General features: G+C 49.1%; 15 protein-coding genes. 1 reads left to right on the top strand and 14 read right to left on the bottom strand.

From position 1 onward, the window contains the following. Window positions 1-36: 36 nt before the first annotated feature. The 13 genes from C3B51_RS00835 to murJ form a co-directional block, all read right to left on the bottom strand. Window positions 37-459 (bottom strand): type IV pilin protein, encoded by a 423-nt coding sequence (locus tag C3B51_RS00835; RefSeq protein ID WP_130243909.1) that lies wholly within the window; start codon window positions 457-459, stop codon window positions 37-39. Continuing rightward, entirely contained in the window at window positions 446-3,574 is a 3,129-nt protein-coding gene (locus C3B51_RS00840) for a pilus assembly protein (protein ID WP_125716289.1), read from the bottom strand. Before C3B51_RS00840 ends, C3B51_RS00835 begins: the two co-directional genes overlap by 14 nt. Beyond that, a complete protein-coding gene (locus C3B51_RS00845; RefSeq protein ID WP_206074680.1) occupies window positions 3,574-4,065 on the bottom strand; it encodes a pilus assembly protein PilX in 492 nt (163 codons plus the stop codon). The genes C3B51_RS00840 and C3B51_RS00845 overlap by 1 nt, the downstream gene beginning before the upstream one ends. Next, window positions 4,059-5,036 carry a PilW family protein gene (locus C3B51_RS00850; RefSeq protein WP_130243858.1) on the bottom strand — a complete coding sequence of 326 codons (978 nt, stop codon included), beginning with the start codon at window positions 5,034-5,036 and terminating at the stop codon, window positions 4,059-4,061. The genes C3B51_RS00845 and C3B51_RS00850 overlap by 7 nt, the downstream gene beginning before the upstream one ends. Window position 5,037: 1 nt before the next feature. Beyond that, entirely contained in the window at window positions 5,038-5,604 is a 567-nt protein-coding gene (gene pilV / locus C3B51_RS00855; protein WP_125716286.1) for a type IV pilus modification protein PilV, read from the bottom strand. A gap of 95 nt (window positions 5,605-5,699) precedes the next feature. Then, on the bottom strand, window positions 5,700-6,374 hold the full coding sequence (locus C3B51_RS00860) for a LytR/AlgR family response regulator transcription factor (RefSeq protein ID WP_125716285.1): 675 nt from the start codon (window positions 6,372-6,374) through the stop codon (window positions 5,700-5,702). After that, on the bottom strand, window positions 6,352-7,395 hold the full coding sequence (locus C3B51_RS00865; RefSeq protein ID WP_125716284.1) for a sensor histidine kinase: 1,044 nt from the start codon (window positions 7,393-7,395) through the stop codon (window positions 6,352-6,354). Before C3B51_RS00865 ends, C3B51_RS00860 begins: the two co-directional genes overlap by 23 nt. Before the next feature lie 12 nt (window positions 7,396-7,407). Beyond that, a complete protein-coding gene (gene ispH, locus C3B51_RS00870; RefSeq protein WP_125716283.1) occupies window positions 7,408-8,337 on the bottom strand; it encodes a 4-hydroxy-3-methylbut-2-enyl diphosphate reductase in 930 nt (309 codons plus the stop codon). Next, the gene (fkpB, locus tag C3B51_RS00875; RefSeq protein WP_046006681.1) at window positions 8,337-8,777 is read right to left on the bottom strand and encodes an FKBP-type peptidyl-prolyl cis-trans isomerase; all 441 of its coding nucleotides are present in this window, start codon (window positions 8,775-8,777) and stop codon (window positions 8,337-8,339) included. Before fkpB ends, ispH begins: the two co-directional genes overlap by 1 nt. Next, window positions 8,774-9,280: a signal peptidase II gene (lspA, locus tag C3B51_RS00880; protein WP_125716282.1), complete on the bottom strand. Its 507-nt coding sequence runs from the start codon at window positions 9,278-9,280 to the stop codon at window positions 8,774-8,776. Before lspA ends, fkpB begins: the two co-directional genes overlap by 4 nt. 14 nt (window positions 9,281-9,294) lie before the next feature. Next, window positions 9,295-12,123: an isoleucine--tRNA ligase gene (ileS, locus tag C3B51_RS00885; RefSeq protein WP_130243859.1), complete on the bottom strand. Its 2,829-nt coding sequence runs from the start codon at window positions 12,121-12,123 to the stop codon at window positions 9,295-9,297. Between the two features lie 21 nt (window positions 12,124-12,144). Further along, window positions 12,145-13,074 carry a bifunctional riboflavin kinase/FAD synthetase gene (gene ribF, locus C3B51_RS00890; RefSeq protein ID WP_125716280.1) on the bottom strand — a complete coding sequence of 310 codons (930 nt, stop codon included), beginning with the start codon at window positions 13,072-13,074 and terminating at the stop codon, window positions 12,145-12,147. A gap of 76 nt (window positions 13,075-13,150) precedes the next feature. Next, window positions 13,151-14,737, bottom strand: coding sequence for a murein biosynthesis integral membrane protein MurJ (murJ, locus tag C3B51_RS00895; protein WP_276319638.1), 1,587 nt, complete (start codon window positions 14,735-14,737; stop codon window positions 13,151-13,153). Window positions 14,738-15,190: 453 nt separating this feature from the next. Between murJ and rpsT the strand changes: the two genes are divergently transcribed. Further along, the gene (rpsT, locus tag C3B51_RS00900) at window positions 15,191-15,451 is read left to right on the top strand and encodes a 30S ribosomal protein S20 (RefSeq protein ID WP_010382487.1); all 261 of its coding nucleotides are present in this window, start codon (window positions 15,191-15,193) and stop codon (window positions 15,449-15,451) included. 158 nt (window positions 15,452-15,609) lie between these two features. On the opposite strand, the gene C3B51_RS00905 is transcribed toward rpsT, so the two are convergent. Then, window positions 15,610-15,993: a response regulator gene (locus C3B51_RS00905; protein ID WP_010382489.1), complete on the bottom strand. Its 384-nt coding sequence runs from the start codon at window positions 15,991-15,993 to the stop codon at window positions 15,610-15,612. Window positions 15,994-16,075 lie beyond the last annotated feature (82 nt).

Genomic DNA, 16,075 nt, shown 5'->3' on the forward strand with positions numbered 1-16,075 from the left:
GTTGAATATTTGCTATCTGGCAGGCACCTGTTTGAGCTAGCGACCCCAACAGCGATCTGCCGCAAGCGTGCCCGTGCTGCCGCGAATATTCAGGTTGTTTATGGTCAACGTAGTACACTCTGTGTCATCTGCCAGCGGCCCACCGGTCGCAGTGGCTGTGACCACAAAGGAGTTAAGGTCATCACCCAGCGCTATCTGCAAAGAGAAGTAATCATTTTCTGTTGTCGTCGGTAACCCCAACTCCGCCAGTGTACTGGCATATTGGCGGTTATCGACAAAATACTGCTCTTGTTTGTTTGCCGCGTCCAGCAAGGTCGCAGCGGCCTCGGCTCTGGCAGCGCGCCTGACATATTCCGAATAGCTGGGATAGGCAATACTGGCTAAAATCCCCAGAATCGCGATGGTGATCATCATCTCAACCAGGGTAAACCCCTGCTCTGTGTGCTTAGTTCTTTTCATCATGCTCTTCTTTTTTGTAAATGTACAATAGCCGCGTTTGCATTGTGATTTCGACCTCTTTAGAGCCCGTTGGACCACCAACATCGCCATTTGGCTTGCGGTATGGCTCTGCGGCATCTGGTTCAACCAGCTTTACTTTACCATCAACAACATCGCTTGAATTGCCATCATCGAGATGGACTACCGGGCTTATCAGCTGAGCTTTAATCGTAGTGCTACCATCTTCCTCGGTATACTCACTGTAGTGCACTCTGGGTGTATCTGGCACTTCGGCGGTGGTCTGATAACTACGCTGATCTAACATCTGCATGCCATAATTGAGGTGCAAAACATACAGCTGTCCCTTACCTGCGGTGATCGAACACTCGTTCACTTCAACGCTGGCCGGGGTAAAGGTGGTGTAGTAGGCCACACCAGCAACCACAGTCGCGGCCGCCATAGACTTCTCACCATTGCCCAATTTTAACTTCCAGCCCTTGGCCGCCCCCAACTCGACCTCTTTTTCTACAAAGCGGTCAAAATCATCGAGACGGGCATAAAACGGATCGTTGGTGACGTTTAATAAATCCGACGAACGAATGACATCTGGTGTGCTATCACGGTCAAATGATCGGGTTTTGGTATTTTCATCCCTAATCATGTACAAAAAGTCTTGTACTGAGGTGGATGTGGGCTTAGCCCGGTTACCACTGCCAATCAGCAGGCCATCATAGGGGATATCCCGGCGAATGGTTATCGTCTGACCATTTACCGTTTTCGTTGAGACCTTAGAAAAATAGGTACGAGCAACCACCGGGCGATAGAAAAAGCGTCGCTTATTATTATCGGTGCCCCCACTGAGGTTGGCCAGCTGAAAATGCGTCCACGGCGTTTCACTATCATTGGGCTTAGTGCCGGGCAAGTCAAACCGCCATACTCCCCCACCTGTGTCTGTAGCATAAATACGGTCTATATAACCGTCGTAATCAGAATCAACTGTGCTGACGTCCGCAGCAATACTGTGTTTGCCTTTAAAGCCATTGTCAGCGGTTAAACTCCAAAATGGTTTACCAGTTTCGATGTCAACGATATAAATTCCGCGGCCCTTTTCGTCTTCAGAAAACAAGGCATTGTCTTTATTGGTATCATAGCCGCCGCCAAAAATGATCACCGGAGCATCCGTCTTTGCCTTAATAAAGGTGACCTGAGGCTTGGACCAGGTTTGCGCTAACTGCTTGTAAGGTGCCACACCGCCTTTTATTGGTCCACCCCAAAGTAATTTGGGGTTATCTGGCGAGGTGATATCAAAGCCATAATACTCATTGCCACCACGGCGCAGGCCTACAATGAGCCACACTCTTTCACCGCTGCCAACCTTACCATCATCATTTTTGTCCCAGAAGTACACCGTAATCGGACCATCGACCCCGTAGAGTTTAGTGTCATCCTGACGATCCATTTGTGGCTTAAGAATATCTAACAACGAGCCCGGTACAAACGCCCAGCTTTCGGTGACCGTATCACCATTATCTTTGAACATGTGTAAAAAGCCGGCATTGGTCCCGACAATCACCCGCTGATCGCCATTGCCATAGTCAATGGTTACCGGCCTGGAGTGCAGTGGGTCACCAAAAATCGCACTACGCCGATCCTGAGTCGAGTTGTTATTGTTTTCATCATTAACATCAATCCCTCGGGACCAGTTGATCACATCGGGCAGTACGCCAGCATTGTCCACTGAAAACAGGGTCCTAAGCTTGGCCAAGTCTCCACCCGCTGCGATTAACGCAGTAGCATAGTCAAACGACATCAGAGTGCCTTTGCCATAGTCTGAGTAAATCTTGCGCGTGGTTTGCCTGGACAGTTGGTAATTCACCCCACCGACTCCCACCTTAGAGCCATCTTTGGAGCCAGGCTGAGACCAGTAGGTCGTGACATTATCAGCGATGGTCCCTTCTTCGTTAATGGCATGGCTACTACTGCCCATACCGTGGATCACAGAACCTTTCACCTTGAGCTTCTTGAGGTTGCCGCGCCAACGGGTATGGGTTTCAGGGTAAAACATGGTGTAGTAGATTGAATCCCCGCTGCGACTTAAATCTGAGCTACTGGTTGACACCGAGGGCGACGAAAAGCTGTCGCTTTTTTCACGGATATTCGTGATAGTAGCTTTCAGTGCCTCAGAAAGCTCCGAAGCAGTATTAGCATGCTTGTACTCCCCGCCGCCATCCAGCGCAGTTTGCTCCAGCAAGGCTTTACCTGCATTCGACATTCCAGTACCAAACCCAATGGTATAGGTGCGGGCAAAATCTTGCTCCTGTGGTGTATCAGGGTAAAGGTCAACCTGAGTTTCCGGAGTACCTCTCATTATTTTGGCCAGTGAATTCAGATAATTATTAGACACTCTGCTCGGCGTTGTGCCAAAGGTAGACACATATTTATTATAGATATCTGTATTGCGCGCCGAGTCACTGGTAGGGTCACCATCAGTCATCAGAATAATATTAGTAGAAGTGTCACAGCGCTTAGGCGCCAGCGGATCCGGTTTAAACGGCGAAATATAAACCCCATTACTTTCAATGCTGCGGTCACGGTCACTCTTATCACGACCATATAAAACGTTCTTTCCGGTCAGATAAAGATATGCCTCCCACAGGGTTTCAGACAGTGGCGTATTACCGCTGGCCGGCAGGTTAGCAATTTTACTTTTCAAAGTTGTCTGACTGGCTCCCAAACCATTTAGTACATAACCGCCAGAGCTGGAATACAAACGCATCAGGCCAATATCAAAGTCGGGGTTCTCATCGACCAGCGTAGTAATGGCGTCCTGGGCGACCTTTAAACGGCTGTCACCGCAATTTGACTCCCGATACCAGCCATTGCGCACCTTGTAACAGCGCTTACTGGTTTGTGATGAATCAAAGCAATCTATGCTTCGAAACCGCCCGCTGCGATATTCGTAACAGCGCTGACCATCTTTAACATCCCACGCCATACTGCCAGAGGTATCAAACACCACCAATACCCGCGACTTTTCTGAATTCGAAATATCATGCTTTACAAACAGCTCAATATCTTCGGCCTGGGTGCTGAATATCAGTAAAGCGCTCAGGGCAAGTAGAATTCTATGCCACATTATTGATTCTCCCGATTACTCATTACCTCTTGCGCAATACCAATTACTACGGTTACCTGATGTCGCGACTGGTCGCCATATTGCACAGTGCTTTGCACTTCAGTCACAACACAGCTCAATCCGTTAGTAAAATTAAAAACTCGTGGACATTCGAGCAGCAACTCACCACTGTTGAGGTTTTCCTGTAAACTTGCCAGTGCCAGCTCATCATCTTTGTGTATTGTTCGACTGGCCATGGCGCCATCGACCACAAACTGCCCATTGAGCGAGTTAAATGCGCTGTTACTTTGTAGTCCTTTTTCCCGCGCGATGAGCCGCTGTACCTCGCCCATTAACAGGGCTTCCGCCGCTTCGCGCTCCTGCGCTGCATTGGTCACTTTGATGTCTATGGTGCTGCTGCTCATCAGGGTCACGGCAACACTCATTACGGCCACAATAAGCACCATAGAAACAATCAACACCATACCCTGCTGTTTATGCGCCATTACCATGTTGAGATCCCCATGTTATAAAGCTGAATGGTGGTCGAGAACACCGTACGTCGATAGTTATCGTTGAAGGTTAAGGTGCGTCTGTCTGGGTCATTACCAAGCGTGTACGTCTGGCTTTTTAACTCGAGGCCTGCGTCGGACTCCAATACCCGCACCAGTGCAATGATCTGGATTGTTAAAATACCACCCGAGCGCTCCCAGTCGCCAGCAGTCATATTCTGTGTACTACGGTAGGTGTCTACCCGGCTGTCACCATTGGTATCCAGACCAAACAGATAGCGAATGTCCTCTACCCCTTCAATCACAGCTTCTTTGGTCATACCACCTGCCACCGTCAACCTTCTGCGCATTAAAATGGGTGTTGTGACCGTTTGGCTATTGATGCGAATAGGCTGTTCTTCGATGTAGTAAACATGGTGACTGTATGGCCATAAAGTGGCGTTATTGGTTGGTAGTCCAGTGTAGGCTTCCCCCGCCACAAATGTGCCCTGCTCCTGCTGCGCAATAAAATAGTAGCGGTTATTTTCTACATCGTCGTCATTTGTGATCTGCCGGCCTTCAAGAAACTTGAGCTGCAATACTTCAGTGTTATTTTTGGCGCCGGAGATGCAAGTCAGTGCGGTGCCGCTTGTTTGGGTTGCAAAAACAGAGCGAAAGTTAGTCTGCACCGTATTTGGAAAACTACCATTATTAAGGCCACCAAAGCAGTCATTGTTTGGATTAGCCGGGCTGTTCGAATTGTTCGCGGTCAGTCCTTTGTCATAAAATGTGCCCCAAAAACCAACCTGCTCAATATCGCGCCTAAGCAGAGTTAGGGTCAGGCGACCTACCTCCTGCAGCTCACCAATGGCCATCGTGTCGCGAGTCGTCACTTTCATACTGACATAAGCCGTGACAACACCACCAAGCAGGAGTGCCCCAATGAACATGGAGATCAGTAGCTCAACCAGAGTGAAACCAGAGCGTCTCATCTTAATCCCTCACCAGAATATAGCTGTTGATGCTAACCACACGCCGAAAATCATTGTTGTCACCACAATTGATGGCCTCATTGGCCGCATTCATGTCAAAGGCCTGTCGGCCTGCCCAGGCGACGCTCACAGTAACGTTAAAACCCCGCCCCTGAGAGCCCGGCACCGGAGCCGTGGTGATGCACACTGTGGTATCGTCAAGTGAACCGGTATTTTCACGGGCCTGGATTGCCATGATCCACTGCTCCAGATCCATCGCTGCAATTTCTGCGTTGGTACAAACGTTACTGAAACAGCGATTGTTACCGTTCACCGTTGCGGTGCTGCTAAATACTTGTTGGTACTGGTTACCCAGATTGAGGGTGTCGTTACTGCGGATCCGCTGCATAATATCGCCGGCCAGTGCAACAGCAGCGGCGCGTTGCATCGAGTCAAAACTAGCTTGCTTGGCTTTTGCCTGCAGTGCCACCGCCCCCAGCAAGCCAAAGCTCAGCACCATAAACGCGATGAGCGATTCTAAAAGGGTAAATCCGCGATTTGTGTTAATACACACAGTGTTTGCCATCATTTTTCAACGTCAGTTTGCTCCACTACATAATATAATGAATCACTTCACCATGAACCCGGTCGTGGGTTCAACGGTCAATCAGCTGGGTTTAATGGTCAGAACAGCGATTTAAAGCTGGCCGCAGCACGGCGACTCACGGTAATGGGCTCAGCAAAACCTTCCAGCCGAACGCGATGACAGCCCTCAACAGACTCCAGGCTCAGTACCGCCTGTTTTTTCACTAAGGTATTTCTGTGTACTTGTACAAAATGCCGGGGGTATGCGGCCATCAGTTTTTTTAAAGGAATATCGATGAGTGCTTCACCGCCGTTAAAATAGATGTGGGTATAACGTTCGTCACTTCTGGCAACCAGGATATCAGACACGGCCACCCAGCGCGTATCATGGCCAACCTGATATTGCAGCCGCTGCATTTGTTCACCATAGATATGCTCGAGTAACGCAACCAGTCGTTCTTTATCTATCGGTTTAACCAGGTAGCCTTCAGCCAGCAGATCAAACGCCCGCAAAGCATGCTCGGCAAATGCGGTCACAAAGACGATTTTACATTCTGGCATTTTTTCTCTGAGCTGACCGGCGACCTCAAGTCCATCGATGCCCGGCATGGCAATATCCAGAAACACCAAATCCGGTGAGTTAAGCTCGCATAATTGTAACGCCTCAGCGCCATCGGCCGCTTCTGCCACACACGTGAAATGATCAAACTCCGACATCAAGCGCCGTAACCGCCGTCTGGCGATTGGCTCATCATCCAAAATCAGATAATTCATATGCTCCGGTGTCAGGTAAAAGGATGGTAGCTACGAATTTATCACTATCTCGCTCAATCCTCAAACTCGCCCGGCGCTGATAGTACAGAGACAATCGTTTATCGATATTTTTAGTGGCAATACCATTACCACTGGAATGATGTACTGAATGAGGCAATGGGTTAGTAACGCGCAGCGCAATCACGTCATCCACTTGCTCAATCTGAATGTTAATAGTACCGCCTTGAACGCGCTTTTCTATGCCGTGTAATACCGCATTTTCGACCAATGGCTGGAGTGTTAATGTCGGAATGGGCACGCTCAGTAAAGCCTCGTCTATCTGCCACTGAACCTGTAGTTTTTGCTCAAAGCGAAAGCGTTCCAGGCTCAGGTAATCTTTGGTTAAAGCCACTTCATCGGCAATGGTGTGCCATTTCTTTTCGGCAAGCGACACCCGCATCAGACGCGCCAACAATAAAGCAGCCTGCTCTGCATCTGCGGCATTTTCATGGGTCAGTTCAGCCAGCGTATTAAGGGTGTTATGCAAAAAGTGCGGCCGGATCCTTGCGTGGAGGGCATCAATTTCTGCACGCGCCGCCAGTGCCAGTGCATTGACATTGTCGATATAGATAGACATAAAATACAGTAAAATCACCACTACAAAGCAACAAATGGCACTGTGGCTAAATACGGGTCCCCAGTCTATTGGTACATGAGATGACAAGGGCGTGAACTGGATCCCGATACTCAGCCCAATACACACACTAATGAACACCACAAATACGATGCTCAGCTCAAGCACACCGTTTTGCTGCGGTTTAGACACTTTGAAAACACTGATCAATGCAATGAGTGCCAAAGACAATAAGGCGTTGCCGTGGGTAAATAAACTGACCAGGCCCAGCGTCAGCCAGAAGTCATCATAGTCGGCGAGCGTGTAAATAAAGGAAAGGGATTGCGAGGCGATCAGCATAGCCAATACGCCTCGTTCAGACACCATGGCTTTTAACAGTCCCAGGCCAATTGCCTCTGACTTATCCATGGTCAGGGATGCTTACCTGAGCTCAACAGGCACGGCGAAGACCACGTTCTCTTCCTGACCCGGGTTTTCAACCACCGTTTGACCGCCCAGCGCTTTTAATCGGGCAATCACTTGTTGGACTAGCACCTCGGGAGCTGACGCACCGGCTGTCACGCCCACTTTGCCAACCCCCTCAAACCAGCCGGCTTCGAGGCACTTATCATCATCGATCAAAAATGCTCGCGTGCCCATTTTATCGGCAAGTTCGCGCAGTCGATTTGAGTTAGAGCTGTTCTTTGCTCCAACCACAAGCAACAGGTCAACCTTGTTCGCTAAATCTCTGACCGCATCCTGACGATTTTGCGTGGCGTAACAGATGTCATCTTTACGTGGGCCGTGGATCTGTGGAAACTTCGCCCGCAGTGCCTCAATCACATCTGAGGTGTCGTCCACAGACAGTGTGGTCTGGCTGCAATAGAACAAATTACTGGGATCTTTCACTTCCAGCGTTGCCACATCTTCGGGTGTCTCGACCAGATAAATTCCACCAGCCGGGTTGTTGTACTGACCCATAGTGCCTTCCACTTCCGGGTGTCCGTGGTGGCCGATCAGCACACATTCCGTTCCTTTGCGGCTGGCACGAGTGACTTCCATGTGGACTTTGGTCACCAAAGGACAGGTCGCATCAAACACTTTCAGTTCACGGCGCTTAGCCTCCTGACGTACTTGCTGAGACACGCCATGCGCACTGAAAATCACGATACTGTCGTCAGGCACCTGATCCAGTTCCTCAACAAACACCGCTCCGCGCGCGCGTAAACCGTCAACCACATACTTATTGTGCACCACTTCGTGACGTACATAGATGGGTTTTTCGAAGATATCCAGGGCACGCTCAACAATGCTGATAGCACGATCGACACCAGCGCAAAAACCACGTGGGTTGGCGAGTAAGATCTCCATTAGTTTTTCACCTCTAAAATATCGACTTCAAAGGTCACTTTCTGCCCCGCCAACGGGTGGTTAAAGTCAACGGTGACAGAATCGCCGGCAACTTCACGCACCAGACCTGGTAGCTCAGTACCGTCAGGCTGAGTAAAGGCAATAATACTGCCTACCTCGGCCGGGGTATCGGCACCAAACTTGCTGCGATCAACATAATAAATGTTGTCCGGATTTGGCATGCCAAAGGCATCTTGTGGTTCAAGCTCAAATGATTTACTGTCACCAGCTTGAAGCCCAAGCAGGCATTTTTCGAAGTTCTCAGTCAAGCTGCCATCGCCCATAAAAAGCTTGGCTGGCTTGTCATGTACTTTCGTTGAGTCTGCTGCAGAACCATCAGCCAGTTTTATTGAAAAGTGAAATAAAACTTCGGATTGCGGGCCTATTACCTGCTCACTCATGCCTTTTTCTCCTGCGTATCCGCGTTGTCACCAAAAATGGCGTCAAATAACAATAAACCTGCACCGCCAACAATGGCCATGTCAGCAACATTAAATGCCGGGTAGTGCCAATCCTGATAGTAAAAATGTAGAAAATCTACTACGTAGCCAAGCGTCAGGCGGTCATACAGATTACCTAAAGCACCAGACAGAACCAAAGCATAGGCACTGCACAGCAACCAGTTTTTGGCAGGCAGTTTTTTCAGCCAGTAAACCAACAGACCACTGATTGCCACAGCAATCGCACTTAAAAACCAACGCTGCCAGCCGCCTGCTTCACTTAAGAAGCTGAACGCGGCGCCATAGTTGTGCATATAAGTAAAATTAAAAAATGGCAGTAATTCGATAGACTCATAGAGCCGCATATTTGCGACTACCAGTGCTTTCGTGCCAAAGTCTACTGCAAACAGCAGTAGACTCAGCCACAACCACACCAGACCACTACGCTCGGTCGATTTGGTCATGCAATACTCCTGGGTTAAGCGAACTGACGCTGTTCGCCAGCGCCGTCAACATTAGTCACACAGCGTCCACACAGCTCTGGGTGCGCTTCGTGCTGACCAACATCTTCACAGTGATGCCAGCAACGATCACACTTGGCCGCCTGGGTTGCCTTCACTGAGATAAACAAGCCGTCAATTTCAGTTGCAACCGCGTCTTCAGGGGTTGTGTTAACTACTTCAACCTGGGCTTTAGAAGTCAGCAGAACAAACCTGAGTTCGTCCTTCAGGGTCTGTAGTTTGTCTGCCAGGTCACCGCCAGTGTAAAGCGTAACTTCAGCCTGCAAGGTCGCACCAATGATCTCTTCTTTACGGGCACTTTCGAGTACTTTGTTGACTTCGTCACGCACCGCCAGCAGCTCTTGCCAGAAGTCATTGTTCAGCTGGCCTTCGCTCACCTGGCTCAAACCATCGTACCAGACATCAGTGAACACGAACTCACCACGCTCACCTGGTAATACTTCCCAGATCTCTTGCGCCGTGAAACTCATGATTGGCGCCATCCAGCGCGTCATCGCTTCTGCAATATGGTACAACGCACTTTGACAAGAGCGACGCGCATGGCTGTCACTCTTAGCCGTGTACTGACGATCCTTGATCACATCAAGGTAGAACGAACCAAGCTCGCCGGTACAGAAGTTCATCAGCTTTTGTGTCACAACCAGCATTTGATAGTTGTCGTAAGCTTCCACAATTTCCTGCTGCAATTGTGCTGCACGGCTGACAATCCAGCGATCCAGTTCAATCATGTCTTCTACAGCAACTAAATCAGTCGCCGGATTGAAACCACTCAGGTTAGACAACAGATAACGGCTGGTATTACGGATCCGGCGGTAGCGATCTGCTGCACGCTTAAAGATCTGATCTGAAACCGTCATTTCTGCTGTATAATCGGTTGATGCAACCCACAAACGGAGGATATCGGCACCCAGCTTATTCATGATGTCCTGAGGTGAAATAACATTCCCCAGCGACTTTGACATTTTGTGGCCTTTCTCATCCACGGTGAAACCATGTGTCAGAACCTGGCGATAAGGTGCATGGCCGTTGATGGCCACCGATGTCATCATCGACGACATAAACCAGCCACGGTGCTGATCTGAACCTTCCAGATACAGATCTGCCGGGCCCGTCAGCTCTTCACGTGCATCAACGACGCACGCGTGTGTTACGCCCGAGTCGAACCATACGTCCAGCGTATCCTGCACTTTCACATACTGTTGTGCATCCGCTTCATTGAGTAAAGTGGCAGGCTCCAGGTCGTACCAGGCTTGAATACCTTGTTGTTCAACCAGCTTGGCGACTTCTTCAATCAGGTTCTCAGTTTGCGGGTGTAATGCACCGGTATCTTTGTCAACAAACAGGGCAATAGGCACACCCCAGGTACGCTGACGAGAGATACACCAGTCCGGGCGTCCCTCAACCATGTTAGCAATACGGTTCTCGCCCCACTCAGGGATCCACTGAGTTTTGCCAATTTCTGCCATAGAATCCTGGCGCAAGTTCGCCTGATCCATGCTCACAAACCATTGTGGTGTGGCGCGGAAGATAATCGGAGTTTTGTGACGCCAGCAGTGTGGGTAGCTGTGTGTCATGGCATGGTGATGGACCAGCGCGCCCTTTTCTTTTAGGTGCTCAATGATAGCCTCATTAGCTTTAAACACATGCTGACCGGCAAACACTGGCGTGTCTGGCAGGAATACGCCATTGGCGCCAACCGGGTTGGCCACTTCCAGATCATAAGCCTGACCTGCTGCGAAATCTTCCGGGCCGTGACCTGGTGCAGTGTGAACGATACCGGTACCTGAATCCGTTGTGACGTGTTCCCCCAGGATCACAGGCACATCAAAATCATAGAAAGGATGCGCGACACGCAGGTTCTCTAGTACCGCACCTTTGGCATAGCCCAGCACGTGATAACGATTAAACCCAAACCGGTCCATCGCATCTTTAACCAGCTCTGAGCCCAAAACCATACGTTGCTCTTGGCCTTCATCTTCAATCTGTACCAGCGCGTACTCCAGGCCGCCATGAACAGCCACTGCGCGGTTGGCAGGCAAGGTCCAGGGTGTCGTTGTCCAGATCACAGTGCTGACAGGGCCTGTACCCTGGTGCTCATCTGCCAGTACAAAAGCATTTAGCAACGCCTGCTCATCAACAAAGTCGAATTTGACATCAATCGCAGGCGATTGTTTGTCCTGGTACTCCACTTCTGCTTCTGCCAAGGCCGAGCCACAGTCTGTACACCAATGAACGGGCTTTGCACCTTTGTGCAGATGACCATTTTTGATAATACGACCCAGCACACGCAGTGCATTCGCTTCAAAATCAAAGTTCATGGTAAGGTATGGGCGATCCCAATCCCCCAACACACCGAGGCGTTTAAAGTCTGTTTTTTGTCCGTCAACTTGCTTACGCGCGTAGTCACGACACTTTTCACGAAATTCCGCAACAGAGACTTTTTTGCCCGGCTTGCCAACTTTCTTTTCGACCTGTAGCTCAATCGGTAAACCATGACAGTCCCAGCCCGGCACATAAGGTGCGTCGAAGTCGGAAAGTGTCTTTGACTTAATAATAATATCTTTAAGGATCTTGTTTACAGAGTGACCTAAGTGAATATTACCATTGGCGTAAGGAGGGCCGTCGTGCAAAATAAATGGCTTCTTACCTTTTTTGGCAATTCGGATCTGGCCATACAGGTCCTGCTCGTACCATTTCTTAAGCATTTTCGGCTCGCGTTGTGCCAAATTGCCACGCATTGGAAACTCGGTTTCCGGTAGATTTAACGTATGCTTGTAGTCGCTCATTTACTTTACTTTCCGTATCGGCTACTTAAAATTATTAAAAAAGTGTTTTGCAGCAATCACATCCTGGGCAATTTGCTCAGTTAACTGCTGCAATGACTCAAATTTTTGTTCATCTCGGAGCTTATGTAAAAGCTCCACTTTTATAAATTGACCATAAATTTCCTGGTCAAAACCAAAGATATGTACCTCTAGTAATGCCTGCTTGCCATTCAAGGTGGGTTTAGTGCCAACATTAGCTACACCGTGATACAAGGTATCATGCACTCTGACACGGACCGCAAATACGCCCTGGACAGGGCTTACCTGACGTTTAAGTGCCACATTGGCTGTTTTAAACCCCAGCTCACGGCCTTTCTTCCAACCATGGATCACCCGCCCTGATATCGCATAAGTGTGGCCCAGCATTTCATGAGCCAGTGCCACATCACCACTTGCCAGCGCAGCGCGGATCAAGGTGCTACTAACCCGGCTATTATGCTGTCGAAAACTCTGCGTGTCTTTTACGTCCATGTCCAGCTCACGGCCCAGCTGCTGCAACATAGAGAAGTCTCCGACCCGGCCTTTGCCAAAACGAAAATCGTCACCAACAGTCAGCGCTTTGACGCCTAACTTGGCGCAGAGTACCTGGCGGACAAAATCTTCAGCCTGGAAGTTGGCAAATCGAGCATTAAAGCTCACGCAAATCACGCGCTCAATGCCCACATCCGCCAGTAAAGCGAGCTTATCCCGCAACCGGGTTAAGCGCGCTGGAGCCTGCGCTTTGGCAAAAAACTCCTGTGGCTGTGGCTCAAACAGCATCACTGTACTTGGCAAGTTGTGTACCCGTGCATCTTCAACCAGGCCCTTTAGCACCTCGGTGTGCCCCAGATGTACGCCATCAAAGTTTCCTATCGTCAACACACAGCCGTAGTGGTGAGGTCGGATATTGTGGATCCCTCTGATTAATTGCATACAACAAACACCTGTGATTACTAAAGCAGTATAAAAGCCCGATTATACCCAAGTTGCCAGCAAATGCGAATAAAGCCTATGCTGCGCCCGCTCCAGCCGCTGAGCTATCTCGGATCGTACTAATCCGAACCCCAGAAAGGTACATGACAGCGAAGTAAGTCAGTATTGCAACCACCAATTGTAAGCCTAATATACCAATCTGCCCCATAAGGTCGTTGCCCTGCCAGGGCAAAAGCTGATTCAGCCACACCAAGACGCCCGACATCACCACACTGGCAGCAACACACTTCGCAAAAAATATCAGCGTAAACGGCGATACCCGATATACCCCTGCCTGGTTAAGATAGCGATACAACAAGGCCGCATTACACGTAGCAGACAAAGCAGTTGCCAGCGCCAGCCCCAGGTAACCAATAAAGGGTGCCAGCATCAGGTTAAACAGCATATTTAAAGACATGGCAATAATGCCGATTTTAACGGGGGTTTTTGTATCCTGTCGGGCAAAAAAACCGGGAGCCAGCACTTTGATGAGCATAAAGCTAACCAGACCGACCGAATAAGCCGTCACAGCACCACTTACAGCGCCGATATTATCCTGCTCGCTCTGCGCAAATGCGCCATGGCCAAACAACACAGAAATAATCAAAGGGCTAATGAGTATCAGGCCTGCCATCGCGGGGATCCCCAGGAATAACACGAAGCGAACGCCCCAATCCAGAGTTTGCTGAAATTCCTGAATACTATCTTTTGCATGCAGTTTAGACAGCGCAGGCAAAATCACCGTCGCAATACCAATGCCAAACAGTCCCAGTGGAAACTCAATTAACCTGTCGGCGTAATACAACCAGGCGATTGAGCCGGTTGCTAGTGCTGCAGCGATAATGGTGTCGAGCAACAGGTTTATCTGACTAACCGACACACCGAACATGGCCGGCAACATCAGTTTCCGTACCTTGACGACCTCAGGCGACTGCCAGGCGAATTTTGGTTTAGATAACATACCAAGCCGCGCCAAGAAGGGCAGCTGAAATAAAAACTGTACCAGCCCGCCAACAAACACCCCAATAGCCAGAGCGTATGCACCTTGCTCAAACCGGTCATGTAATAAGAGAGCGCAGCTGATAATAGAGATGTTCAGTAACACCGGCGTAAATGCCGCCACCGAAAATCGGTTATAGACATTCAGTACGGCCCCGCTGAGCGCAACCAAAGAAATAAAAAATAAATAAGGAAAAGTCAGTTTCAACAGTGCGCTGGCCAACACAAACTTCTCAGCATTTTCGCCCCCCTGCCACCAGTCAATGAACCAGCTAGTACCAAAGAGACCGGCTATAACTGGCGAGCCAATCACCCCAATCAGCGTCACCAACATTAAGATCGTGCCCAAAGTGCCAGCTGCCTGCGCAACAAACAGCCTGACCTTATCGTCGCCATGTTGCTCTTTGATTTCAGCGAGTACAGGCACAAATGCCTGGGCAAAAGCGCCTTCAGCAAAAAGTCGCCGCATAAAATTCGGGATACGGTTTGCAAATAAGAAGACATCGGCAGCCAGCCCGGCTCCCAGTAGGTTTGCCACCACAGCATCCCTGACCAGCCCCATCACCCTGGATATCATGGTCATGGCACTCACTATCATGCCCGATTTAAACAGCCCCTTCGCCACGCATTTTCCCCACGTTGTTATTTGCGCGCAATTATGCCACAAGCCATTACAGATAAATACTGATGTACAAGCCTGACAAAACAGTGCCCCTTTAGCGCGTAGCACGTGGGCACCGACTCGAATGGGTCTCAATTGCTGTCGATGCAAAGGATCGACACGAACACTCTAGTAGACCGTGGGGGGATTTGTTACAATAGCGCCAGAATGCTGAGGGCTGCGCCATAGAGCGGTGCGAACTTGGTATAAGATCTGAGAATGTGATTGCACCCAATCGTTTCAGACTCGCTGTCGTGCAACCCAACTAGCCGCTTAAGGCTGCGAGGGGCTAGGGACAAGTACGACATGCAAACAAATTGACCAGCCGAGGGGAATTTTTATTGACTTTAAAGAATAAAAAGGGCATATTCCTCGGCCTTTAAACTAAGCTTATTTTAAGATTGTTAGGAGCATACCTTGGCTAACATCAAGTCTGCAAAAAAACGCGCTATCACTAGCGAAAAACGTCGTCAGCACAACGCAAGCCGTCGTTCAATGATGCGTACTTACTTCAAAAAAGTAATCGCTGCAATTGAAGCTGGTGACAAAGAAGCTGCACAGCAAGCTTTCGCTGTTGCTACACCTATCCTGGACCGTTACGCAACTAAAGGTCTTATCCACAAAAACAAAGCTGCTCGTCATAAGAGCCGCCTAGCTGCTAAAATCAAAGCACTATAATTGTGGATTTGGATATGAAAAAGCCGACGTAAGTCGGTTTTTTTATGCCTGATTGTTTTTGCCAGGCTGAGTTGTGACAAACCTACTCATACAAGCATTGTTACTTCAATAAATAGTGTGCAGGGCGCAGTGCCAGTAACACCCTGCTAAGAAACTAATTAAGCGAGTTCTAGTTTTGGATAAAACTTTTTCAACATGGCGGCAATTTTCTTTGGTGAGAAAGGCTTAACAACAAACCCCTTCGCCCCTCGTTCAATGGCATCTTTCACATTATCTACGGTTGAATGAGCCGACACCATAACGACATTAATATCCGGGTTAATTTCAGCCAGCTCCGCGATAAGCTCTTTTCCGTCTCCATCAGGTAGCTCGATATCCAAGAACACAATATCAAAGTGCTGCTCCTCACATGCCGTAATACACTGTTTCGCCGTTGACGCTTCTTTTACGTTATCGATCCCCAAGTGCATCAGGGTCTGATGTAAGAAACTGCGAACAGTGCCTACGTCATCAACAATTAATATAGAGATTTGTTGTTCCATATCCTTTCCCGTGGGCTAGTCAATTGAAATGCGCTATTATTAGCATAGAACTATTATAGAGTCCTGCAAACAAAAGGCTATA

It is taken from the genome of Pseudoalteromonas rubra, from assembly GCF_004212645.1.
Taxonomy (GTDB): Bacteria; Pseudomonadota; Gammaproteobacteria; order Enterobacterales; family Alteromonadaceae; genus Pseudoalteromonas; species Pseudoalteromonas rubra_G.